General features: G+C 63.2%; 21 protein-coding genes. 14 read left to right on the forward strand and 7 right to left on the reverse strand.

Annotated features, from left to right (window positions below; all coding sequences use genetic code 11):
• The gene (gene argF, locus IFJ82_RS04425; RefSeq protein ID WP_003622272.1) at window positions 1-990 is read right to left on the reverse strand and encodes an ornithine carbamoyltransferase; all 990 of its coding nucleotides are present in this window, start codon (window positions 988-990) and stop codon (window positions 1-3) included.
• A complete protein-coding gene (locus tag IFJ82_RS04430; protein WP_192265739.1) occupies window positions 987-2,189 on the reverse strand; it encodes an aspartate aminotransferase family protein in 1,203 nt (400 codons plus the stop codon). Before IFJ82_RS04430 ends, argF begins: the two co-directional genes overlap by 4 nt.
• A 457-nt stretch (window positions 2,190-2,646) precedes the next feature.
• Between IFJ82_RS04430 and IFJ82_RS04435 the strand changes: the two genes are divergently transcribed.
• The 12 genes from IFJ82_RS04435 (at window position 2,647) to IFJ82_RS04490 (ending at window position 14,994) form a co-directional block, all read left to right on the forward strand.
• Complete coding sequence (locus IFJ82_RS04435) at window positions 2,647-3,336, forward strand: regulatory protein RecX (protein ID WP_192266335.1); 690 nt, start codon at window positions 2,647-2,649, stop codon at window positions 3,334-3,336.
• 26 nt (window positions 3,337-3,362) lie between these two features.
• Window positions 3,363-3,830, forward strand: a complete 468-nt coding sequence (locus IFJ82_RS04440; protein WP_040513019.1) for a CHAP domain-containing protein — start codon at window positions 3,363-3,365, stop codon at window positions 3,828-3,830.
• Between the two features lie 173 nt (window positions 3,831-4,003).
• Window positions 4,004-4,261, forward strand: a complete 258-nt coding sequence (locus IFJ82_RS04445) for a twin-arginine translocase TatA/TatE family subunit (RefSeq protein ID WP_040513023.1) — start codon at window positions 4,004-4,006, stop codon at window positions 4,259-4,261.
• Window positions 4,262-4,334: 73 nt separating this feature from the next.
• A complete protein-coding gene (locus tag IFJ82_RS04450; RefSeq protein ID WP_062809986.1) occupies window positions 4,335-4,958 on the forward strand; it encodes a methylthioribulose 1-phosphate dehydratase in 624 nt (207 codons plus the stop codon).
• Window positions 4,955-5,524 carry a 1,2-dihydroxy-3-keto-5-methylthiopentene dioxygenase gene (locus IFJ82_RS04455; RefSeq protein ID WP_062809379.1) on the forward strand — a complete coding sequence of 190 codons (570 nt, stop codon included), beginning with the start codon at window positions 4,955-4,957 and terminating at the stop codon, window positions 5,522-5,524. The genes IFJ82_RS04450 and IFJ82_RS04455 overlap by 4 nt, the downstream gene beginning before the upstream one ends.
• 28 nt (window positions 5,525-5,552) lie before the next feature.
• Window positions 5,553-6,245: an acireductone synthase gene (mtnC, locus tag IFJ82_RS04460; RefSeq protein ID WP_062809985.1), complete on the forward strand. Its 693-nt coding sequence runs from the start codon at window positions 5,553-5,555 to the stop codon at window positions 6,243-6,245.
• On the forward strand, window positions 6,242-7,183 hold the full coding sequence (locus IFJ82_RS04465; RefSeq protein ID WP_003622287.1) for a bifunctional riboflavin kinase/FAD synthetase: 942 nt from the start codon (window positions 6,242-6,244) through the stop codon (window positions 7,181-7,183). Before mtnC ends, IFJ82_RS04465 begins: the two co-directional genes overlap by 4 nt.
• A 133-nt stretch (window positions 7,184-7,316) precedes the next feature.
• Window positions 7,317-10,190: an isoleucine--tRNA ligase gene (ileS, locus tag IFJ82_RS04470; RefSeq protein ID WP_192265741.1), complete on the forward strand. Its 2,874-nt coding sequence runs from the start codon at window positions 7,317-7,319 to the stop codon at window positions 10,188-10,190.
• Window positions 10,191-10,258: 68 nt separating this feature from the next.
• Window positions 10,259-10,723 carry a signal peptidase II gene (gene lspA / locus IFJ82_RS04475; RefSeq protein WP_040513031.1) on the forward strand — a complete coding sequence of 155 codons (465 nt, stop codon included), beginning with the start codon at window positions 10,259-10,261 and terminating at the stop codon, window positions 10,721-10,723.
• A 57-nt stretch (window positions 10,724-10,780) separates the two neighbouring features.
• On the forward strand, window positions 10,781-11,308 hold the full coding sequence (locus IFJ82_RS04480) for a DUF3035 domain-containing protein (RefSeq protein ID WP_003622294.1): 528 nt from the start codon (window positions 10,781-10,783) through the stop codon (window positions 11,306-11,308).
• Between the two features lie 114 nt (window positions 11,309-11,422).
• Window positions 11,423-13,324, forward strand: coding sequence for a DNA mismatch repair endonuclease MutL (gene mutL / locus IFJ82_RS04485; protein WP_192265743.1), 1,902 nt, complete (start codon window positions 11,423-11,425; stop codon window positions 13,322-13,324).
• Between the two features lie 152 nt (window positions 13,325-13,476).
• Window positions 13,477-14,994: a complex I subunit 4 family protein gene (locus IFJ82_RS04490; RefSeq protein WP_192265744.1), complete on the forward strand. Its 1,518-nt coding sequence runs from the start codon at window positions 13,477-13,479 to the stop codon at window positions 14,992-14,994.
• 319 nt (window positions 14,995-15,313) lie between these two features.
• On the opposite strand, the gene parE is transcribed toward IFJ82_RS04490, so the two are convergent.
• Window positions 15,314-17,344, reverse strand: a complete 2,031-nt coding sequence (gene parE, locus IFJ82_RS04495) for a DNA topoisomerase IV subunit B (protein WP_003622299.1) — start codon at window positions 17,342-17,344, stop codon at window positions 15,314-15,316.
• Window positions 17,345-17,501: 157 nt separating this feature from the next.
• A complete protein-coding gene (locus tag IFJ82_RS04500; protein WP_003622301.1) occupies window positions 17,502-18,041 on the reverse strand; it encodes a hypothetical protein in 540 nt (179 codons plus the stop codon).
• Between the two features lie 383 nt (window positions 18,042-18,424).
• Here IFJ82_RS04500 and IFJ82_RS04505 point away from each other — a divergent pair, with 383 nt between their 5' ends.
• Entirely contained in the window at window positions 18,425-18,823 is a 399-nt protein-coding gene (locus tag IFJ82_RS04505; protein WP_225578778.1) for a hypothetical protein, read from the forward strand.
• A gap of 199 nt (window positions 18,824-19,022) precedes the next feature.
• Here IFJ82_RS04505 and IFJ82_RS04510 read toward each other — a convergent pair whose 3' ends face one another.
• Window positions 19,023-19,469, reverse strand: coding sequence for an RrF2 family transcriptional regulator (locus tag IFJ82_RS04510; RefSeq protein ID WP_040511131.1), 447 nt, complete (start codon window positions 19,467-19,469; stop codon window positions 19,023-19,025).
• Window positions 19,470-19,617: 148 nt separating this feature from the next.
• On the opposite strand from IFJ82_RS04510, the gene cysK reads away from it, so the two are divergent.
• Window positions 19,618-20,607, forward strand: a complete 990-nt coding sequence (gene cysK / locus IFJ82_RS04515; RefSeq protein WP_003622308.1) for a cysteine synthase A — start codon at window positions 19,618-19,620, stop codon at window positions 20,605-20,607.
• Window positions 20,608-20,799: 192 nt separating this feature from the next.
• On the opposite strand, the gene IFJ82_RS04520 is transcribed toward cysK, so the two are convergent.
• Window positions 20,800-21,942, reverse strand: coding sequence for an OmpA family protein (locus IFJ82_RS04520; RefSeq protein WP_003622310.1), 1,143 nt, complete (start codon window positions 21,940-21,942; stop codon window positions 20,800-20,802).
• Between the two features lie 244 nt (window positions 21,943-22,186).
• Window positions 22,187-22,531 carry a DUF1491 family protein gene (locus tag IFJ82_RS04525; RefSeq protein WP_003622312.1) on the reverse strand — a complete coding sequence of 115 codons (345 nt, stop codon included), beginning with the start codon at window positions 22,529-22,531 and terminating at the stop codon, window positions 22,187-22,189.
• Window positions 22,532-22,590: the final 59 nt, after the last annotated feature.

The following is a 22,590-nucleotide window of genomic DNA, read 5'->3' on the forward strand; positions in this document are numbered from 1 at the left end:
TCAGGGCGTTTCCTTTCCAAAGCTCTGCCAGTCATCGCCACACAGGGCCCAGACCAGCAGGCCTTTTTGTGCGTGCAGGCGGTTTTCCGCTTCGTCGAAGACCACGGAATTGGGGCCGTCGAAGACGTCAGCGGTAACTTCCTCGCCTATATGGGCAGGCAGGCAGTGCAGGAAAAGGGCATCGGGGGCCGCGCGTGCCATCAGTGCGGCATCCACGCGATAGGGTTCGAACGCATGCGCCCGCTGTTCCGATGCATTGTCGGACATGCTGACCCATGTATCGGTAATGACCGCATCCGCCCCGGCCACCGCCGTCATGGCATCCGTGCCCACCGTGATGTCCGCACCCTGCGCACGTGCCCATTCCACCGCGCGTGTGCAGGGCAGGTGCGTCGGCGGCGTGGCAAGGCGCAGGCGAAAGCCGAACAGGGCTGCGGCCTCGATGAAGGAAGTGGCGACATTGTTGCCATCCCCCACCCATGCCAGCGTCCGTCCCGTGATCGGACCGCGATGTTCCTCGAACGTCATGATGTCGGCCAGGATCTGCACCGGATGGGAATCCGGTGTCAGGCCGTTGATGACGGGCACGCTGCTCCATTTCGCAAGTTCACGCAGGTTTTGCGTCCGACCCGTACGCAGGACCAGCGCATCGACAAAACGTGACAGCACGCGCGCCGTGTCGGCGATGCTTTCCCCGCGGCCAAGTTGCATGTCACCGGGCGACAGCAGGATCACATCACCGCCAAGCTGGCGCATCCCGACTTCGAACGAGACACGCGTGCGGGTGGAGGGCTTGGACAGCATAAGCCCCAGCATCCGCCCATGCAGCGGCAGGCGTGGGTGCAGCGGGCGCGCCCGCCCATGCTGCATGCGCTTGATACCCGCCGCCACGTCAAGGATCGCGCGAAGGGTGGCCGCATCGAGGTCACGCAGGTCAAGGAAATGGCGCGGCTGTGCCCGGTTCGGTGCGTTGGTGGACAGCGCGTTCATGCCACGTCCTCCGTCTGGGCGGCCATGTGGGCGCGTGCGCGCACCGCCGCGCGGGCCAGCATGTCGCCTGCCATGCGGCATTCCTCCCCGGTAATCGTAAGGGGCGGAACAAGGCGCAGGACATTGCCCCCCGCCGTGACGCTGAGCAGACCTTCATGCATCGCCGCGTCCTGTACCACGCCCACCGGGGCCACGCAGTGCAGGCCGATCATCAGGCCAAGGCCGCGATGGCTGGCGAAAATGTCGGGATATTGCGCGACAAGGGTGTCGAATTCCTTCGACAGCATTTTCCCACGCGCATTCACCTGATCAAGGAAACCAGGGGCGAGGATGACATCAAGGACCGCGTTCGCCGCGGCACATGCCAACGGATTGCCGCCGAATGTCGTGCCATGGCTGCCGGCTGTCAGGTGGCGGGCGACGTCTTCCACCGCCAGGATCGCCCCCATGGGGAAGCCGCCGGCAATCCCCTTGGCCGTGGACATGACGTCTGGCGTGATGCCCGACCATTCATGCGCGAACAGCTTGCCCGTCCGGCCCATGCCGCACTGCACCTCATCCATGCCAAGGAACAGGCCGTATTCGTCACATGCGGTGCGCAGTTCCCGCAAAAAGCGTGGATCGGCGGGGTTGACGCCGCTTTCGCCCTGTATGGGTTCGATCATGATGCCTGCCGTTTCGGCCGTGATGGCGGCGCGTACGGCGTTCATGTTGTTCATCGGCACATGGTCGAAACCGTCCACCACTGGCCCGAACCCGTCGAGGTATTTCGCATTGCCCGTCGCCGCCAGCGTCGCAAGCGTGCGGCCGTGGAACGCGCCGTTAAAACAGATGATGCGCACGCGCTCGGGATGGCCGCTCTTGGCCTGTGCGCGGCGGATCATCTTGATCATGCCTTCGTTTGCTTCGGCGCCGGAATTGCAGAAGAAGGCGCTGTCGGCAAAGCTGGCCGCGACGAGTCGCTCGGCCAGCCTTTCGGCCTGCGGGATGCGGTACAGGTTGGAGACGTGCATCACCCGTGCCGCCTGCTGTGCGATGGCGGCGACAAGGTGGGGGTTGTTATGCCCCAGCGAGGAGGTTGCGATCCCCGCCCCGAAATCCAAGAATCGTCGTCCGTCCGCCGCGTACAGCCAGGCGCCTTCGCCCCGCTCGAAAGCGAGGTCGGCGCGATTGTATGTCGGCATCAGGGCGGGAATCATGGAATTGCCTTGTGGTTTTCTGTTGCTTGGATTGAAAAATCATTTGCGAAAAACGTGAAAAGCCCACGCCGCCAGGGGTGGGCCTTTGCCGCGTTCATGCTTTCCGTGGGCATGGGGCCTGCCGGATGCAGGTCGCGCCACGCCGCGCGGAATAGGAAAGAATATTGCCCAAATGACATGAATGCAACCACGGAGTCCTGCATGGCCTGCCATATCCCTGGGGCCTCAAGTCATGTCCACAGGCCAATGACTCACGGGCACGTGTTATCGGGCACGTGTTTATGGTGCGGGAGTGGGGGCAGGTGGTCTGCCGTGTGGTTATGGTCCACGGCTGCGTATCGCGTGTGGGTGACGGATTGCCCCAACGCTTGTATGTCAGGATGTGTATCGCGCCGCGGGACGGCGGATTGCCGTGGCATATCGCCTTGGGCGGGGAAGGTATGGCACAGTGCAGGCCATGACAGACCCCGACACGCCCCCCCGGCGCAAGTCCCCACGTCACGCCCGGCGCGTGGCGCGCGAGCCGCGTCGTCCCACCCCGGCAGGTCCCGCGCCCGACCGTGCGGCGTTGCGTGCGGCGGCGCTGGCCCATGTCGCGCGCTTTGCCACCACCATTGCGGGCATGGAACGTATGCTGGGCCGTGTGCTGCAACGCTGGGGCCGCCGTGCGGAGGCGGAAGGCATGGAACCGTCGCTGGTGACGCAGCACATCGCCGCCGTCGCACCCGACATTGCCGCCGTCATTGCGGATATGCAGGCGCTTGGGGCGGTCGATGATGCGCGCTTCAGCGAATCGCGCGCCCGTTCCCTGACGCGGGCGGGGCGGTCGCGTCGCGCGGTGGGCGCGCACCTGCAGGCGCGTGGCGTGGCGGCATCGGTGGTGGCGCAGGCGATGGAAGAGACGCTGGGCACCCGTGGTGAGGGCGCGCATGAAACCGAACTGGCCGCGGCGCTGGTATTCGTGCGCAAGCGCCGGGCCGGTCCCTTCATCAGCCCCGACTGCACCGATGACGAAGCCACCATGCGTGACCGCCGCGCGATGGAGGCGATGGCGCGATCGGGATTTTCGCGCGATATTGCCTGTCGCGCGCTGGGCATGGACGCGCAGGAGGCGGAGGAACGCATATGGCGCATGAAATCCGCATGACGTGTGATGGCGGGCGTGGGACGCGAATGTTGCTGCGTTTGGGGCGTGTCCTTGCGGTGGCTGTGCTGCCGGTGGTTGGCGGATGCGCAGGCGGCGGCAGTGGCAGCGGAAGCTGGCATGGCGCGTTGCAGTGCGCGCCCTATGCCCGGCAGGTGACGGGCGTGAACCTGCGTGGCGCGGCCGCAAGCTGGTGGGCGCAGGCGTCGGGGCAGTATCCACGCACCCATGCCCCACGCGCGGGCGCGGTGCTGGTGCTGCGCGCGACGGGGCGGCTGCCTGACGGGCATGTCGCGGTCGTGCGGTCCGTCCGTGGCCCGCGGGAGGTCGTTGTGGAGCAGGCGAACTGGGTGCCCGGCCGCATCGGGCGGGCGGACCCGGTCATTGATGTTTCGACTCGCAACGACTGGTCGCGGGTGCAGGTCTGGTGGAGCCCCATTCACGGCATGGGGAAAAGTGTCTATCCTGCATATGGTTTCATTCTGCCGCTCAGGTAATGCGCGGGGGCGGGGCCGATATGGTATCGCGCGGCGCAAAAGCGGCGAGGCAATGCTTGCATGGACGGGTTCGTGCCCTCATGTGATGGGGGGACGTGCCTGGCGCATGCCATGGCGGCATGGGTCACGGGAAAAACAGCTTTTGCGTCGGTGACGCGGGAATCGAGGATGTTATGGGTAGCTTGAGCTGGGGACATTGGCTGATCGTTCTTGCGGTCGTGCTCGTGCTGTTCGGGGGCGGGGGCAAAATCAGCTCGCTGATGGGCGACATGGCGCGCGGTATCAAGTCGTTCAAGAAGAACATGGCTGACGATGAACCCGTCACCCCGCCGCAGCAGGGCGCGGGCGGCCATATTTCAGGTCCGGCCACGCCACAGCGCGACGCAAGCTTCAGCGAAAGCGGGCAGCCGTCGGGCCAGAACGTGAAATGAAAACGCGCGACGCCATCCCGCAGGGCGGGGGCATCGCGTGACGTGGTGAGTCGCGAAATTGCGTGAAGGTTCGATGGATAAGGTTATTTCTTCCGACCCGCGCGCGGTCGCTGTCAGTGAGATCATCGCAGCCGGCCGTCGCATGGACCGCTTTGGCTGGGTGCCGGCAACGGCGGGGAACATCAGCCGCCGCCTGCCTGACGGGCTGATCGCGATCACGCGTTCGGGCGGGCACAAGGGCATGTTGACCCCCCATGGTGTGATCGAGGTCACGGCCGATGGCGCCCCCGTGCATGCAGGTGACCGGCCCAGCGCCGAAACCCTGCTGCATTGTCAGGTCTATGCAGCCTCGCCCCGTACCGGGGCTGTTCTGCACGGGCATTCCGTGGCCTCCACCGTGTTGTCGATGCTGGCGGGGGATTCGATCACCCTTGCGGGTTACGAAGTGCTCAAGGTGTTCGAGGGGCAGAAGACCCATGAGGCCAGCCTGCGCCTGCCGGTGTTCGACAATGATCAGGATATCGCACGCCTTGCCCGTGTCATTGCGCCGTACATGCCCGACATGCCGCTTGGCTATGTGATCCGTGGGCATGGTGTCTATGTCTGGGGGGATGACATGGATATGGCCCTTGCCCGGCTGGAGGGGCTCGAATTCCTTCTGGCGTGCGAGCTGGAGAAACGAAAGATCCGTCCATGAGCAGCCTTGCGCTTTATCGTGACGATGCGCCCGGCGCCCCGGTCGAACGCACGACAGATCCCGCGCGCATCGCGCAGGTGCTGCGTGCGATCGGTGTGCGTTTCGAACGATGGGACAGCCCCGTCACCCCCGCACGCACCGCCCCGGCGGCGGACGTGCTGGCGGCATATCGCCCCTATCTCGATCAGTTGATGGGGGAAACGGGCGCGGGGTCCGCCGATGTCATCAGCATGCATGGCGCGGGCGAGGGGTGGGACGCCACCCGGCGCAAATTCCTGTGCGAACATATCCATGACGAGGACGAGATCCGGTTTTTCGTGCATGGACAGGGTGATTTCGTCCTGCATACCGACGGGCGGGTGTTCAATGTGCGCTGCACGGCGGGGGACCTGATTTCGGTGCCTGCGGGCATCCCCCACTGGTTCGATGGCGGGGCTGTTCCCGATTTTGTGGCGTTGCGGGTCTTTACCAACCCCGATGGCTGGATCGCACGGTATACCGGCGATGATATCGCCACCCGTTTTGCCGCCGCCGATGATGATAAAGGGTGTGAAATTGCCGTCTGATCCCGTATCGCCCAATATCCCGCCCCTCATGCCACCGCGTGTCGCCCTGCTGGATATCGAGGGGACGACCATTCCTGTCTCCTTCGTTCATGACGTGCTGTTCCCCTATGCCCGGCAGGCGTTGCCGGGATTGCTGCGCGATCACGCGGACGACCCGCAGGTCCGCGCGCAGGTGGCGGAGATTGCCCGCCTTGCCCCCGGTGTGCCGCCGCTGGCGCAGCTTGAGGCCTGGATGGATCGTGACGAGAAGGTCGCCCCGCTCAAGGCGTTGCAGGGAATGGCATGGGCGCAGGGCTATCGCACGGGGCACCTCAGTGCGCGTCTTTATCCCGATGTGCTGCCCGTGCTGCGTCTGTGGGCGGCGGCCGGGGTTGTGCTTGCGGTCTATTCGTCCGGTTCGGTTGCGGCGCAGGAACTGATTTATGGTCATACGGATGACGGCGACGTCACCGACCTGTTTTCCGGCTTCTACGATCTTGCCATGGGGGGGAAACGCGTGGCGTCGAGCTATGCCAACATCGTGGCACGGGCCGGATGGGCGGCGGGCGACGTGCTGTTCCTGTCCGATGTGGTGGCCGAACTGGATGCGGCGGCGCAGGCGGGGCTGCGCACCTGCCAGATCGTGCGGCCCGAGGATGCGACATGTGCGGGCACCACGCACCCGGTGGCCGCAACCCTGATCGCGGCAGGGCGGATGTTCGGATTGCCGGTGCCGGCATGAAGGCGCACCTTCACACCGACTGGCGGGACATTCCCGCCGCCGCGCGCGGTACGGTCGCCGCGCTGGGTAATTTCGACGGGGTGCATCTGGGCCATGCCCACCTGCTGCGCACGTTGCGGGCCGCGCGGCCCGAAGGGGAACTGGCGGTCGTGACGTTCGAGCCACATCCGCGCGAACTGTTCCGCCCGCAGGATCCGCCCTTTCGCCTGACCCTGCCTGATGAACGGTTCTCAGCGCTTGTCGCGCTGGGTGTGCGGCACGTGTTCCAGATTCCCTTCACCCCTGAATTCAGTGCCATGAGTGCCGAGGAATTCGTAACCGGTGTCCTGCATGCGGGCCTTGGGGTGCGGCATGTCGCCTGTGGCGCGGATTTCGCGTTCGGCCATCGCAGGCGCGGTGATGTCGCCTTCCTTGCGCAGGAGGCGCATGACCTTGGCATCGGGCTGACGGTCGTGCCTGCATTGTGCGATGCGGCGGGGCCATATTCCTCCACCCGTATCCGCCGCCTGCTGCAAGAAGGGTATCCCGAACGCGCGGCGGACGAACTCGGCCGTGCATGGTCGATCCGCGGGCAGGTCGAACATGGGGACAAGCGCGGGCGCCTGCTGGGTTTCCCCACTGCGAATATCGCACTGGGCCGTCATCTGGAACCGGCGCGCGGGGTTTATGCCGTCAGTGTGCGCATGGGCGACGGGCGCGTCTGTCCCGGTGTCGCCAATATCGGCCGACGTCCCACCATCAATGACGGGCAGGTCAGCCGACTGGAGGTCCACCTGCTGGATTTCGACGGGGACCTGTACGGGCAGACCCTGTCGGTTGCGCTGCATACTCTGCTGCGGGAGGAGCGTCGTTTCGACGGGCTTGACGCCCTGCGTGCGCAGATCGCGCGCGATACGCAGGCCGCGCGTGATTACCTGCTGGCGACAGGCGGGGCATGACGGGTGGGGCGTGTCGGTGTCGCGAAAGCTTGACCGCAGGCCCGCACCCTCCCCATAAGGTTGCGTTGCGGTTGTACGGGGCGTGTCCCGTCCCTCCATGTTTCTTTGGATCAAGCAGTCAGAAAACAGGGTCATGACCGAGTCAAAACCACAGGATCTCTATCGGGAGACGGTGTTCCTGCCCACCACCTCCTTTCCCATGCGCGGCAGCCTGCCGAAGCGGGAGCCCGAGATGCTGGCGCGCTGGGCCGAACAAAAGCTTGACGACAGCCTGCTTGAACAGGCGCAGGGGCGTCAGGTCTTCATGCTGCATGACGGGCCGCCCTATGCCAATGGCCATCTCCATATCGGCCATGCCCTGAACAAGATCCTCAAGGACGTCATCAACCGCGCACACCGCATGTCGGGCTATGGCATCCATTACGTGCCGGGCTGGGACTGTCACGGCCTGCCGATCGAATGGAAGATCGAGGAAGAATACCGCAAGCGCGGACAGGACAAGGACAGCGTGCCCGTCCTGCAGTTCCGTGCCGAATGCCGTGCCTATGCCCAGAAATGGCTGGATATCCAGGCGGCCGAGTTCCGCCGCCTTGGCGTGCAGGCGGAATGGGCGCGCCGTTACGCCACGATGGATTTCTCGTCCGAGGCGGCAATCGCGGGGGAGATCGGCAGGTTCCTGCTCAATGGCCTGCTGTATCGCGGCCTGCGTCCGGTGATGTGGAGCCCGGTGGAGAAAACCGCCCTGGCCGAGGCGGAGATCGAATATCGCGACCATGAATCCACCGCGATCCATGTCGCCTTTCCCGTTATCCATGATCCCACCCCGGCCCATGCGCTTGAAGATGTGTCGGCGGTCATCTGGACCACGACGCCGTGGACCATTCCCGCCAATCGCGCCATCGCCTATGGCCCGGACATCACCTATGCCGTGGTGCGGGTGGATGACGTGGCCGATGGCGCCCTGCTGGAACCGGAATCGAAGGTTCTGGTGGCGGAAGACCTGATCGAGCCGTTCTGCAAGGCGGCAGGCGTCAATGCGCATCATGTGCTCTATACCCTGCCCGGTCATGCGCTGAAGGGGGCGGTATGCGCCCATCCCCTGCGTGGTCAGGGGTATGATTTCGACGTGCCGGTCCTGCCGGGCGACCATGTCACGACCGAGGCGGGCACGGGCCTGGTCCATACCGCCCCCGCGCATGGCGAGGACGATTTCAACCTTGGCCGCCAGCACGGGCTGGAGATCACCGAACTGGTGATGGATGACGGTCGTTATGCCGACTGGGTGCCCCTGTTCGCGGGGCAGCACGTCTTTAAGGCGGCGGAGCCGGTCTGCACCGCGCTGGAGGACGTCATGCGTCATGCCGCGCAGGAGGGACAGGCCCCGGCCGGGCTGGTGGCGCGTGCGACGCTGGTTCATTCCTATCCGCATTCATGGCGTTCGCGCGCGCCGATCATCTATCGCGCGACACCGCAATGGTTCATCCGCATGGATGGCGAAGGGGCGCTGCGCAAGCGTGCGCTCGCGGCGCTTGATGACGTGACGTTCGTCCCGGCGCAGTCGCGTAATCGCCTGACCTCCATGGTGGAAGGGCGTCCCGACTGGTGCATCAGCCGCCAGCGCGCCTGGGGTGTGCCGATCGCCGTGTTTGTGGAGAAGCGCACGGGCGAGGTCCTGCGTGATGCCGCCGTGATGAAGCGCGTGGTCGATGCATTCGCGGCCGAGGGCGCGGACGCGTGGTATGCCTCGCCCGCGTCGCGCTTCCTTGGCGAAGGGCGCAACCCCGATGATTACGAACAGGTGTTCGATATCGTCGATGTGTGGTTCGAAAGCGGATCGACCCATGCCTTTGTGCTGGGCCATGGCGACATGCCGTTTCCTGCGGATGTCTACCTCGAAGGGTCGGACCAGCATCGTGGCTGGTTCCAGTCCTCTCTGCTCGAAAGCGTGGGGACGAAGGGCATCGCGCCCTTCCGCACGCTGGTGACGAATGGCTTTGTCCTTGATGAGCAGGGCCGCAAGATGTCCAAGTCGCTGGGCAATGTCATTGCGCCGCAGGACGTCAATGATTCGCTTGGCGCGGATATTCTGCGCCTGTGGGTCATGAACTCCGACACCAACGAAGACCTGCGCATCGGCAAGGATATCCTCAAACAGCAGGGCGAGCTTTATCGCCGCCTGCGCAATACGCTGCGCTGGCTGCTGGGTGCGCTGGATGGCTTTGCCGAGGACGAGCGCGTCGCTTATGACGACCTGCCCGAACTCGAACGCTGGGTGCTGCACCGTCTGGGCGAACTGGGCGGGCTGGTGGCGCGCGCGGTGGAGACGCATGAATGGGTGGGGGTCTATCCCGCGCTGCATGGTTTCTGCGCCGCCGACCTTTCGGCGTTCTATTTCGACGTGCGCAAGGATACGATCTATTGCGATGCGGCCAGCAGCCTGAAGCGCCGCGCCGCGCGCACGGTTCTGGATCACCTGCATCGCTGCCTGTGCGCGTGGCTGGCCCCGGTGCTGGTCTTTACGGCAGAGGAAGCATGGCTGGCGCGGCCGGGCACGACGCAGAGCATCCATCTCCAGCCCTTTCCCGATATTCCGGCGCAATGGCACCAGCCCGCGCTGGAGGATCGCTGGGCCACGCTGCGCGGGGTGCGGCGCATCATCACGACCGAGATCGAGGCCGCGCGTCGTGACGGGGTTGTCGGATCTTCCCTGCAGGCCGCAGTGACGCTGCCCCTGTCAGAGGATGAGGCCACGGCCTTTGGCGATGTGGACTGGTGCGAACTCGCGATCGTGTCGCAGGTTGACATAAGTATCGAGGCGGGCAGCGCGTCGATCTATCTCGACACATCCGGCGATGCGCAGGGCGCGCCGCATGGCGGCCCGGTCATCCGCGCGGCGACAGGGCATAAATGCGCGCGCTGCTGGAAGGTGCTGGAGGAGGTGGGCACCGTGCCCGCCCATCCGCAACTGTGCCTGCGATGTGCCGATGTGGTGCAGGGCCGGGCGTGAGTTCGTCCGTCATGTCAGGATCTGGCATGTTGGAACCCACGCCGCGACGTCGGCGCAGGGCCAGCAAAATGGGCTGGACGGTCCTGTTCTTCTGTCTGGTCCTTGCCCTGGACCAGGCCACGAAGCACTGGATGCTGCACGGTTATGATCTGCCGGGACGGCAGAGTGTCGCCCTGTTGCCGGGGCTGAATTTCACCATGGTCTGGAACCATGCCATCACCTTCGGGATGTTGGGCGGTGCAGGCAGTGCCGGTCGGGTCATCTTTTCGGTCGTGGCGCTGTTTATTGTCGTGCTCCTGGGGCTGTGGGCGTCGCGCACGCCGCGCCCGTGGGTCGCGGGCGCGCTGGGTGCGATCATGGGCGGGGCCGTGGGCAATGTCATAGACCGGCTGCAGTTCGGGGCCGTGGTGGATTTTGTACACCTGCATGCGTACGGGTGGTCATGGCCGGTGTTCAACCTTGCCGATGCGGCGATAGATTGTGGCGTGGCCATCCTGATTATTGATAATCTTCTCGATCGCGACAGGGGATAGGACAGAATGTCAAAGCGGTGCTTGTCTAACTGTTGCATGGGCGGTAATAGGCGAATCATGGCATCCACGGCTTTTCGAACCCTCACTCTTGCGCTGGTCACGACAGGTGGTCTTTCCCTGACCGGCTGTTCGGGTGGGGACGTCTCACGCGCGTTTGGCCTCGAACGCAGCATGCCCGACGAATATACCGTAACCACGCGCACGCCGCTGTCGATGCCGCCCTCGGACGAGCTTGGCGCGCCAAGCAGTGCCGCGGTCCAGCGCGCGCAGGAATCCAACCCGCGCATGCAGGCGCTGGAAACCCTGTCGCCCAACGTCGCCCTGCAGGGCACGTATGGTGATAACAGCCCCGGACAGACCGCGCTGGTGGGGGAGGCGAACGAGGCCTCCAACGCCCCGGACAAGGGGGAACTGGGCAAGGCGGGCACGAGCTTTGTCGATCACCTGATGTTCTGGCATGGGGGTGGCGCAGGGAACGTTGTCAACGCCAAGGCCGAAAATGCCCGCCTGCGCGAGGATTCGGCTCTGGGCCGCAACCTGACGCAGGGTGCGACCCCGACGGTATCCGCCGCGCCCAAGAAGTAACCTGCCGTCATGATGGCAGGTCCTGATTTTCCCTGATACGAAGGTGCGTCCGCGCCCCTGCACCCTTGCTGCGCATGCTGGCGGTGTGGGGGTGGGGTGTCCATGATGCCACCTATGACAGAACATCCCCCCATCGCGGACCGTCCCGTGATCCGTCGCCTGTCCGAACAGGTCGTCAACCGCATTGCGGCGGGCGAGGTCATTGAACGACCGGCGGCGGCACTCAAGGAACTGGTGGAAAATGCGCTCGATTCCGGGGCGCAGCGGATTTCGGTCGCATTGCTGCATGGTGGCATTGAACGTATCGAGGTGATCGACGATGGCTGCGGCATGACGCCCGATGACCTGCGCCTTGCGGTGGAGCGTCATTGCACGTCAAAGCTGTCGGACGAGACGCTGGTGCGGATCGCGACCCTTGGTTTCCGTGGGGAGGCGCTGCCGTCGATCGGGGCTGCGGCACGTCTTAACGTGACCTCACGCACGCAAGGGGCGCCCACCGCATGGTCCATCCGCGTCGAAGGGGGCCGGGTGGACGAACCGCGTCCCTGTGCCGGGGTGGTGGGCACCTGTGTCGTGGTGGAAGACCTGTTTTTTGCAACCCCCGCGCGACGCAAGTTCCTCAAGAGTGCGCGGGTGGAGTCGGGCCATGCGGAAAACACCGTCCGCCGCCTTGCCCTGTCGGCCCCGCATGTGGCCTTCCGCCTGCAGTTCGATCAACGTGTCGTCCTTGACCTTCCGGCGCAGGACATGGCGGCGCGGGCTGCGGCCATCCTGGATGCCGGGCAGGCCGATGGCCTGATCCCGGTGGAGGCGGAGCGCGGGGACCTGCGCCTGTCGGGCTATATCTGCGCGCCTTCGGTGCATCGTGCGACGGCCAATGGGCAACTGCTGCTGGTGAACGGGCGTCCGGTGGTGGACCCGGTGCTGCGTACGGCGGTGCGTGTGGCGTATCGCAACGTCATGGAACATGGCCGCCACGCGGTCGTGGCCCTGTCATTGCAGATCCCGCCAGAGCAGGTGGACGTCAATGTCCATCCCGCCAAGACCGAACTGCGTTACGCCGATGCGGCGGCCGTGCGTGCGCTGGTGATTGGTGCGCTGGGCCGGGCATTGGGAATCGGTGCGGGCGTCGCAGGCGTGCGGCCCGGCCTGTTACAGTCGCGGCCCGCAGGTGGGGCGCGCATCTGGTATCCACCTGAACCAGCATCAGCCCCGCCGGTATCGCCGGGGCTGATGTCGCCATTTCCGCCGGATGGGGATGATGGACCGCCGATGGCCGAAGGCGTCGCCGAACGCCGCCTGCCGCTGATGGATATCGCACCGGGCGCGCGCCAGGTGGTCAGATGGTCAGAGGCGGATATCCCCGCGGTGCAAGGGGCTGTGTCCTCCCCTGCGCCTAATCCCGAACCCGCGGCTGATTTCCCCCTTGGCGCTGCCGTGGCGCAGGTTCTGGGCACCTATATCCTTGCGGAAACCGCGCGGGGGGAACTTGTTCTGGTGGATCAGCATGCGGCCCATGAACGCCTGACGCACGAACGCTTGCGTGCGCAGTATCTGGGCGGTGAGATCCGTGCGCAGCGCCTGCTACTGCCCGAGGTGGTGAACATGCCCAGGGGGCAGGCCGACCTGCTGATGTCCTTTGCCGATACGCTGTCAGCCCTGGGACTCGAAATTGATGCCTTTGGTGGCGATGCGGTCATGGTGCGCACCGTGCCAGCCCTGCTGGGTGGGGGGGATGCGGCCGCGATGCTGCGTGACCTGGCAGAAGAACTGGCGGAGGATGAACTTCTGGCCCCGGCGCAGGCCCAGGCGGTCGATGGGCGGCTGGATGCGATCATCGCACGCATGGCCTGTCATGGCAGTGTGCGGGCGGGCCGACGCCTTACACACGAGGAAATGAACGCCCTGCTGCGTGACATGGAACGAACCCCGCGCGCCGGGACCTGTTCACATGGTCGGCCCACGTGGCTGAAGCTGGAAAAAGGCGATCTGGAGCGGATGTTCGGCCGTCGCTGAGGTTGCGGCGCATGCTGTCATCATGATGCGTAAGAAGGGGGTGCAGGGGGTCTGGGGCCTCCTGCTCGGCAGAACGTGAGCGGCAGGCGGCTGGATTTCATTTCCGTAATGTCCCTAAGTTCGGTCCATCTTTCCATGGCGATGAGACTGACGTGCACCCGATCCTGCTTTCCCTCGTCACATATCTGCCCCTAGGGGGCGTTCTGGCCATCATGCTGACGCGAGGTACGACCGAAGCGGTCGAGACCTCTGCGCGGTGGGTGGCGTTGTGGACCAGTGCGATCGTGTTCGTCCTGTCCGTGGTCATGTGGGTGCAGTTCGATCCCACCCATATCGGGTTGCAGTTCGAGCAGCGTGCGACATGGGCGTCCGCCTTTGGCGTGTCGTACCATGCTGGTGTGGACGGCATCAGCCTGATGTTCGTGCTGCTTTCTACCTTCCTGACTCCGCTTGCGATTATTGGCGGATGGAAATTGGTGAATACGCGGGTGCGTGATTACATGGTGGCGATGCTGCTGCTGGAAACCACGCTGATTGGCCTGTTTTCCGCGCAGGACCTCGTGCTGTTCTATGTTTTCTATGAAGCGACGCTCCTGCCCGGCAGCCTGATGATCGGGATCTGGGGTGGGCCGAAACGTGTCTGGGCTTCGTTGCAGTTCTTCCTGTTCACGTTTGGTGGGTCGCTGTTCATGCTGATCGCGCTGCTGGTGATGTGGAACGTGGCGGGCACCACCGATATCCCGGCCTTGCAGCATGCCTCCTTCTCCCACGCGATGCAGGGCTGGTTGCTGGCGGGGTTCATCCTGGCATTTGGGGTGAAGCTGCCGCTGTTTCCGCTGCATGCATGGCTGCCCGATGCCTATACCGAGGCCCCGACCCCTGCCTCGGTCATGTTGTCGGGCGTACTGTCAAAGGCCGGGGCCTATGGCCTGCTGCGCTTTGGCGTGCTGATGTTCCCGGATGCGGCGCGGGTGTTTGCGCCCTATATCCTGACGCTGGGCGTTGTGGCCGTTATTTATGCCGCGATCATCGCGCTGGCGCAGACGGACATGAAACGGGTGATCGCCTATTCCTCCTTTTCCCATATGGGGGTGATCGCGATCGGGCTGTTCACCCTGACGCCAGAGGGAATCGACGGCGCGATCTTCCAGATGCTGTCCCATGGTATCGTGATCGCGGCACTGTTCTTTTGTGTCTCTGCCGTGTCATGGCGTGCGGAAACATGTGAGATTTCGGCCTTTGCCGGGGTCGCGCACAAAATGCCTGTGCTGGCGACGCTGACGATGTTGTTCGTGATGGCCAATATCGGCCTGCCGGGTACAGGGGCGTTCGTGGGCGAACTGCTGGTGATGGTCGGTGCGATCCATGTGTCCTTCTGGCTGGCGTTCCTTGGCGGGTCGAGCATGATCCTCGGGGCGGTTTATATGCTGGTTCTGTATCGCCGCGTGATGTTCGGGCAGGGGGCAGGGGGTATGGTCGCCCTCCTGCGGGACCTGACCGGCCCCGAACTTGCGGTGCTGGTGCCCCTGGCGGTGGTGACGTTATGGATGGGTATCCATCCGGGTACTTTCCTGCGGGTGTTTAACCCCACGGTCAGCAGCCTTGTGCAACCCGCCCCGGTCGTTGCATCCGACAGTATGGCCCCCGTGGCGCAGACTGCGGCCGGCTAGGGCTGGGCGGGATTGCCCCGCCTTTCCCTGAGCACAGGTGGGAGCGGCCCAGAAAAGTGATGCCATTAACGCAATGAAAACAAAGAACGTTTTTGGAAAATCTGGTCCTGGAAAGTGTCCAGAGGCGTTGCTTTTTTGGGGGGATAGCCGCGCGTAAGGACTTTCGCCCTGTCCTCCCAATGGGGCGTTTTCAAACAGTCCAGAAAGAAAAAGGACGCCACCACCATAGTATCGGTGGGGCGTCCTTTTCAGTTTTCGTGCAAACAGTTTCCCCAGACTACCTTCCATTTGGCATGGGAATAGAAGGTGGGCTGTTCCCTCAGATATCGAGGTTTTCCACCTGCCGGGCATGTTCCTGAATGAACTGGAAACGCAGCTCAGGCTTGCGTCCCATCAGGTGTTCGACCCGTTCGCGTGTCAGGTTGCTGTCTTCGATCGGGGTGACGACCTTCAGCAGCGTCCTGTGCTTCGGGTCCATGGTTGTCTGCTTCAGGTCCGATGGTGGCATTTCGCCAAGCCCCTTGAAGCGTGAGACCTCGACCTTTGCATTGGGCTTGAACTCGCGCTTCAGCCTGCGTTCACGATCACCATCGTTCATAGCATAGACGGTCTTGCCCCCCTGCGTCAGGCGATAGAGCGGCGGTTGTGCAAGGTAGAGATGCCCACCACGGATCAGCGCCGGCAGTTCACGATAGAAGAACGTCATCAGCAGTGACGCGATATGCGCGCCATCCACGTCGGCGTCGGTCATGATGATGATACGGCCATAGCGCAGGCGGCTGGCGTCGAAATGTTCGCCAATGCCACAGCCAAGTGCCTCCACAAGGTCGCGCAGTTCCTGGTTCGCGCGCAGTTTCTCTGCCGAGGCGCTGGCGACGTTCAGGATCTTGCCACGCAGGGGCAGGACGGCCTGTGTCTCGCGATTACGGGCCTGTTTGGCCGACCCACCGGCCGAGTCCCCCTCCACAAGGAAGATTTCCGTCTCGGCGGCATTTTCACGGGTGCAGTCCGTAAGCTTCCCCGGCAGGCGCAGGCGGCGTGTCGCACTTTTGCGCGGGGTGTCCTTCATTTCCTTGCGGCGCAGGCGTTCTTCGGCGCGTTCGATCACGACCGCAAGCAGGTTATCCGCCTGTGGCGGGTTGCCCGCCAGCCAGTGGTCGAACCGGTCGCGCAGCGCCGTTTCCACCAGGCGGCTTGCCTCCCCGCTGGTCAGCTTTTCCTTGGTCTGGCCCTGGAATTGCGGGTCGCGGATAAAGACCGACAGCTTGGCAGAGATAAGGCCCATGATGTCATCGGCATTGATCGTGGCCGCGCGCTTGTTGGATCGCTGTTCGCCCCAGTTGCGCAGCCCCTTGGTCAATGCGGTGCGAAAGCCGGTTTCATGTGTGCCGCCATTGGGGGTCGGGATGGTGTTGCAGTATGACGAAAGCCCTGTCGTCCCGCGTTCGACAAACGCGATGGCCCATTCCATGCGTCCGGTGCTTTCGCCATCCACGGCCGTCGGCAGGTCCGCATCCCCGGCCCAGATGTCGGTCAGCAGTGCGGTATTGCCCAGTTCGTCACGCAGGCTGTCGGCCAGGCCCCCGGGAAAATGCAGGACGGATTCCGCCGGGACGTCCGTGCCCTTTATCAGGGCCGGATCGCATGACCAGCGGATGGTGACGCCCCGGAACAGGAATGCCTTGGACCGGCACAGGCGGTACAGGCGCAGGGGCGAGAAATGGAGCTTTCCGAAAATCTGCGGGTCGGGGACAAAGCGGATCTGCGTGCCGCGCCTGTTCTGCGTCGGGCCGACCTCTTCGATCGGGGCAAGAGGGATGCCGCGTTCATAAACCTGCTGCCACACTGTCCGGTCGCGCGCGATCTCCACCTCCATCCGGGCGGACAGGGCGTTGACCACCGACGATCCTACGCCATGCAGGCCACCGGATGTGGCATAGGCCTTGCCCGAGAACTTGCCCCCCGCATGCAGCGTCGTCAGGATGACCTCCAGCGCTGAACGCTGCGGGAACTTGGGGTGCGGGTCAACCGGGATGCCACGCCCGTTATCACGGATCGTCAGCCAGTTCCCTGCCTCCAGCGATACGTCGATGACGGAGGCATGGCCCGCCACGGCTTCGTCCATCGCGTTATCAAGGATTTCGGACGCCAGGTGATGATAGGCGGTTTCATCCGTGCCGCCGATATACATGCCAGGGCGCCGACGCACGGGTTCAAGCCCCTCCAGCACCTCGATCGCACTGGCGTCGTAATCTTCGCTCCCGGCCCGTGGGGCGTCAGCAGGGGCGCGGGATTTGCGTGCCTGTGTCCGGCGTTGGGCGGCGGGCTTGGAGAAAAGATCGTCGTTCATGAACTGTTCTTTGTGCTTTCAGACCGTGTGATGTCAAGACATAGACACCTGCACGCGGCCATAATGCCCGATGCGTGGGGGGATGCACGCAAAAAAGGCCGGACACATGGACCGGCCTTTTTCCTTGTTTACACCATGGCTGCCGGGCGTGCCCGTATCAGCTTCGGACCGTGCGGCGTGTGGAACGTGTGCTGGAGCGCGTGGCTGCGGGCGCGGGATGGTTGGGCGCCGTGCAGGTCAGGTAGGACGCGGGCTGCAAGATGTCCTTGGCCTGTGCATAGTTCGACAGGTCGGCAGCACTTTCGAGGACCTGCACCTCGTCAAACATCGACATGCGCTGCTGGCAGAAGGCGGTGCCGGATTTCAGACCGCGCTCGGACTGCACGTTTGCAAGCTGCGTGATGTAATCGTCATGCTGGCGCTGTGCGCTGCGGCCATAGGTGGTGCGGAAATAGGCCGTCAGGACCTTTTCCTCGCCCGCCAGCTTGGGGCGGAATTTGGTGACGAAGCTGTTGTACTTGTCCTGTGCGCCACATGACAGGGCAGTGACCATCAGTTCACTCTTGAGCCCCTGCACATCGAATGCCTCGTGCGCGGGGGAAGGGGAGCACGGACCGGCGGCCAGCGCATGGCCAGAGTTGACAAGGCCGGCAAGAGCGAGGCCAGCGGCCGCGGCGCGCCAAAAGGACAAAGACATCAGGACGGTTCTCCAGATCTTGCGGCGTGAGTGTCGCCGGATCCGTGGACCCCCACATGAACCGGCAAAAATGAAATGCTGACAGGCTCTATACCCTAATCGGATATCGGCCAAAAGGGAGGGGAGATGCCCCCGGACAAAAAAAGTGCATACCCTGCCGTCATAGTCACCGACTCGTGTGGATCAAGGATAGGTCTTTCACCTGCGGCCATGTTGCTCTAGAGCGGGGCGGTGGCAGTCTGTCCTCCATGTGTCCCGCGCCGGGTGCGTTCGGGCCGGACGGGCATGCCGGATGGATGCGATTACTAGAGAGCGGAGCTGATCGAGTGCGACTGCGACTGTCTGCAATGATGATGACGACGGGCGTTCTGCTCGCCGGATGTATGAACAAACCGGCTGTGAATCTCGGCGGCCCCCCCAACCCCTACAATTACATGAAGGTGTCGGGCCTGTGCCATACGGACCCGCTGGCATCGACCGGCAAGGATACGCAGGCCACCACGATGCAGGTGCGCAGCGACGACGGATATTGCGCGGTTGAGGTGCGCAAGCCTGACGGCCATGCCTATGCATCCTTTGGGGTGTCGCCCGCGCCGGAACATGGCAAGGCCTTCATCTACAACTATAACGATCACACTTATGTGACATATACGGCGAACACTGCCTATGCCGGCAATGACACGTTCCGTGTGCAACTGATCCGTGGGGAAAAGGAACCGCGCGATACGCTGAACATCACGGCCCATGTCGAAGCGCCGGGCGTCGGCACCGCGGCAAAATAACCGGGGTCATGGTCCCTGCATGATCCCATGCATCCGTGGCGGCCTGCTGCGGATGCGTGCCCCTGTCGTGGGGAAAATTATTCGGATACGCGTCCGAAACCCGTCAGAAGCCGCTGATGTCGTCCATATTTACAAAGGCGACGGGACATGTGCCATCGTAATGGCGCGATCGCGTCGGGCCTGCCTGTAAGGTGGCCCCTCAGATGGAAAATGTAATGGGTTCGGGCAGGGGGCGGCGCATGCCGCTATGTTCAGCCCGTTTCACAAGGTCATCGAGCGTCAGCTTGCGACATCGTTTTTCGACCGTGTCGTCCAGCTCTTTCCAGCACGGTTCGATCACTTTTTCAAAAAGCTGGCCTGTCGGGCCGCCATCGGTGGATTCGTCCGCCGTCACAACCTCCAGAATATCGGACAGCAGGATGTCGCGGCGCGGACGGCCAAGGCGATAGCCCCCACGCGGGCCACGGATGCTTTCCAACAGTCCGGAGCGTGACAGCGTCTGCAGCAGGGGTTCGATCCCACGGCGCGCCAGATTCGCGCGATCGGCAATGTCCGCCGCACTGACGGTTCCATTGCGCCCCGCATGAAATGCCACGTCAAGCATGATCAGTATCGCGATCATGGTCCTGTCACACCGAAGAAGCATATCGTACGGTCCTGTTTGTGAAACAAAGTTGCCTGTCGTGAATTTATCAGCAATTGCCCGGATGATCCACGCTTCTGTTCATCGTGACAGTGGATTATGTCAGGGAACACGATCTGTATGATGATCCGACCAACAGGAGTCCCGACATATGAATGATTCGACCGAGCAGGATATGACATTCGGCTTTGCCCAGCCGCGTGGCAGGGTTTACGGGTCGATTACCGAGACGGTCGGCGGGACGCCGCTGGTGGAACTGCCCCATCTGATGCGGGAGGACGAATTGAAAAGCCGCCTTCTGATGAAGCTGGAGTTTTTCAATCCCCTTGGTTCGGTCAAGGACAGGATTGGCGCGGCGATGGTGATGGACGCCGAACGGCGTGGTGAAATCACACCGGGCAAGACCATCCTGGTGGAACCGACATCGGGCAATACCGGCATTTCGTTGGCGTTTGTCGCGGCGGCGCGGGGATATCGCCTGATTGTCACCATGCCCGAAGGGGCCTCGGTCGAACGGCGCAAGATGCTGCGTCTTTTGGATGCGCAACTGGAACTGACCCCTGCGCGCCTTGGCATGGCGGGTGCGATTGCCCGGGCTGAGGCGATCTTGAAGAACACGCCGGGCGCATGGATGCCGCGTCAGTTCGACAATCCGGCCAATCCCGCCATCCACGCGGCCACCACGGCAGAGGAAATCTGGGTTGATACGCGCGGTGAGGTGGATATCGTCGTAGCCGGCGTCGGCACGGGCGGCACCGCAAGCGGCATTGCCCATGGGCTGAAATCCCGCAAGAAGGGATTGCAGGTCTTTGGCGTCGAACCGGTCGAAAGCGCCGTCCTGAATGGTGATGAACCCGGCCCGCATGGCATTCAGGGAATTGGGCCTGGCTTTTGTCCCCATACGCTCGATCTTCACAGCCTTGATGGTATCCTGACGGTATCAGAACGGGAATCGATCGCCGCTGCCCGGCGTTGTGCGCGCCTTGATGGTGTCCCGGTGGGGATTTCTTCCGGGGCGGCGCTGCATGCGGCCATGCAGCTTGCGCGGTTGCCAGAAAACGAAGGCAAGACAATCGTCACCATCGCCCCATCTTTTGCAGAGCGTTACCTTTCGACCTCGCTGTTCAATGGCCTGGTCTGAAGGGGGCTTTGAAAAAACATAACATGCCGGGATCATGAATTTTCCTGTGAAGGTTTTTTCAGGGGGGCGCTCCTGAAAAAATCTTCATGATTTCAGATACGGACATGAAAAAAGGCGGCTCCCGTAATGGGGCCGCCTTTTTTCATGTCCGGTTGTCCTGTCGGCGGAAATCGGGCCGTAACCGGGCAGGCCTCAATGCAGGATGATTTCCACGCGGCGGTTCTGCGCCTCGCGCGTGTTCGGGCCGGTGGGGACAAGGGGATTGGCCTCCCCAAAGCCATGGATGTCGATGGACGGGCCGGGTACGCCGTCACGTACCAGTTCCGCCTTGATGGTCTGGGCGCGCCGCAGGGAAAGTTCCTGGTTGTAATGTTCGCCCTGCGGACCCGGATGGCTGGCGGAGGTATCGGTATAGCCGTTGACCTCGATCCGGGTGGTCTGGGTGCTGGTGGATGCCTGCGCCGCAACGGCGACAATGGCGCGCGCACGCTCGGTCAACGTGCTTTTATCCCAGTCGAAGAAAATCAGATAGGTGCGGTTTTCCACCGGTGCGGGCGCGGCGGGTGCGCTGACGGGCGGTGGCGGCGGCGGGGCGGGATTGAACTCGTAACGCAGCCCCAGCATCAGGGAGTGGTTGAAGTCCGTGCGCGTATCGCGGTTGCCGTTGCGGAACCCGTAATCGGAATTCAGCGCCGCCGTGGCAGGGCCGGAAATGACGGAATGGTGCGACTGCGGCCCCAGCATGGTCCAGAACCGGTATTCCGCCGTCGCCGACAGCCCAACCGCCCATGGAATCGGGAAGGCAAGGCCGAATATCCCCTGATAGGCAAAGTTGCCATAGGTGCCGCCGACATGCTGGCTATAGGCCTGTCCCTGGTAATTGCCGGTAATGAGCGCGTTCATGTTCTGCCAGCCATAGCCGATGCCCGCGCCAAAATAGGGGAACAGCCAGCTCTTGCCGATGTCGAGGTCGAACAGCGCATTGGCCATCAGGCCGGATTCTTCCTGGCGGCCATTTGTGTGGGCATTGTATTTCCCACCCGTCGAGCCGAGGGATTCAAGGTTGTTATGGCGGAAATGGCCCTCAAGCTCGACACGAAAGCCATTGCCCAGACCATAGCCGATACTGCCAATTCCGACCGCGCCTGGGCTGTACTTGTCACGTGCGTCTGAATGACGCACGACCTGTCCCTGCGGCAGGCTGGCACCGCCTTCACCCGCCATATACAGGCCCTGAACGGGCTGGGCGAATGCCGGAACCGATACAAGCACGGAGCCCAGGGTAACCGAGCCAGCCAATAAAGACCCTGCAAGCAGTCCGTACCGCAGATTCATACTCTTCTTCTCCCTTCGACGGGCCATTTCCAACATGTTGCCCGGTCGGGTGAACGTGCCATGTTCCTCTGGGCGGTCAGTCTGTGCATTCTTTTGCGGAAAGATGCGCACCCTGACAATCCATAAGCGGTGACCATACTGCCGCTTTCGGCGGCATGACCCACTGTCATTTTCAACTGTGTGCGAGATGTCACACATGACAGCGTGTCAAATAACGCTTTTTACCTTTGCAAGATCACGCGCTTCATATCAGCCTTGCTTCAAATGGTGGCGCCAGATCAGGCGTCTCGAATTCCACAACCCACAGATCGGGATCGCGTTTCATCTGCCGTTCAACATACGTATCCACGGCGGCCTGATCCACGGCCGCCTTTCCTGTAGCCCGGAACCATGCCCGCCGTCCATCGGGGGCACGTGTCTGGGCCAGTACCGACATCGCGTCGTGACGGTCGCGCAACACCACCATCACGCCACCGGCATCCGCATCGCCACGATGAAGCACAACGGCGGGATTCCCCGCCAGATTGGCCTGCCGCAGGACCGCGCTGACCCATATCGAGGTCTTCAGCCGGGGTTCCTCATCCATCATGACTGTTCCAGTTTTGCATAAATACAAAGGGAGGCATGCAGGAATAACACAATATATTG

Origin of the sequence: Novacetimonas hansenii, assembly GCF_014843995.1 — a bacterium.
GTDB lineage: Bacteria > Pseudomonadota > Alphaproteobacteria > Acetobacterales > Acetobacteraceae > Novacetimonas > Novacetimonas hansenii.

What these genes read in the sequence shown, in the direction of transcription:
- IFJ82_RS04440 (WP_040513019.1), top strand. Translation starts at nt 3,363, where the DNA reads ATGTTGCTGCGTTTGGGGCGTGTCCTTGCGGTGGCTGTGCTGCCGGTG.
- IFJ82_RS04500 (WP_003622301.1), bottom strand. Translation starts at nt 18,041, where the DNA reads ATGTCTTTGTCCTTTTGGCGCGCCGCGGCCGCTGGCCTCGCTCTTGCC.
- IFJ82_RS04445 (WP_040513023.1), top strand. Translation starts at nt 4,004, where the DNA reads ATGGGTAGCTTGAGCTGGGGACATTGGCTGATCGTTCTTGCGGTCGTG.
- IFJ82_RS04430 (WP_192265739.1), bottom strand. Translation starts at nt 2,189, where the DNA reads ATGATTCCCGCCCTGATGCCGACATACAATCGCGCCGACCTCGCTTTC.
- IFJ82_RS04505 (WP_225578778.1), top strand. Translation starts at nt 18,425, where the DNA reads ATGAACAAACCGGCTGTGAATCTCGGCGGCCCCCCCAACCCCTACAAT.
- IFJ82_RS04465 (WP_003622287.1), top strand. Translation starts at nt 6,242, where the DNA reads ATGAAGGCGCACCTTCACACCGACTGGCGGGACATTCCCGCCGCCGCG.
- ileS (WP_192265741.1), top strand. Translation starts at nt 7,317, where the DNA reads ATGACCGAGTCAAAACCACAGGATCTCTATCGGGAGACGGTGTTCCTG.
- IFJ82_RS04520 (WP_003622310.1), bottom strand. Translation starts at nt 21,942, where the DNA reads ATGAATCTGCGGTACGGACTGCTTGCAGGGTCTTTATTGGCTGGCTCG.
- parE (WP_003622299.1), bottom strand. Translation starts at nt 17,344, where the DNA reads ATGAACGACGATCTTTTCTCCAAGCCCGCCGCCCAACGCCGGACACAG.
- IFJ82_RS04510 (WP_040511131.1), bottom strand. Translation starts at nt 19,469, where the DNA reads ATGCTTCTTCGGTGTGACAGGACCATGATCGCGATACTGATCATGCTT.
- IFJ82_RS04525 (WP_003622312.1), bottom strand. Translation starts at nt 22,531, where the DNA reads ATGATGGATGAGGAACCCCGGCTGAAGACCTCGATATGGGTCAGCGCG.
- mutL (WP_192265743.1), top strand. Translation starts at nt 11,423, where the DNA reads ATGACAGAACATCCCCCCATCGCGGACCGTCCCGTGATCCGTCGCCTG.
- lspA (WP_040513031.1), top strand. Translation starts at nt 10,259, where the DNA reads ATGGGCTGGACGGTCCTGTTCTTCTGTCTGGTCCTTGCCCTGGACCAG.
- IFJ82_RS04450 (WP_062809986.1), top strand. Translation starts at nt 4,335, where the DNA reads ATGGATAAGGTTATTTCTTCCGACCCGCGCGCGGTCGCTGTCAGTGAG.
- cysK (WP_003622308.1), top strand. Translation starts at nt 19,618, where the DNA reads ATGAATGATTCGACCGAGCAGGATATGACATTCGGCTTTGCCCAGCCG.
- mtnC (WP_062809985.1), top strand. Translation starts at nt 5,553, where the DNA reads ATGCCACCGCGTGTCGCCCTGCTGGATATCGAGGGGACGACCATTCCT.
- argF (WP_003622272.1), bottom strand. Translation starts at nt 990, where the DNA reads ATGAACGCGCTGTCCACCAACGCACCGAACCGGGCACAGCCGCGCCAT.
- IFJ82_RS04435 (WP_192266335.1), top strand. Translation starts at nt 2,647, where the DNA reads ATGACAGACCCCGACACGCCCCCCCGGCGCAAGTCCCCACGTCACGCC.
- IFJ82_RS04480 (WP_003622294.1), top strand. Translation starts at nt 10,781, where the DNA reads ATGGCATCCACGGCTTTTCGAACCCTCACTCTTGCGCTGGTCACGACA.
- IFJ82_RS04455 (WP_062809379.1), top strand. Translation starts at nt 4,955, where the DNA reads ATGAGCAGCCTTGCGCTTTATCGTGACGATGCGCCCGGCGCCCCGGTC.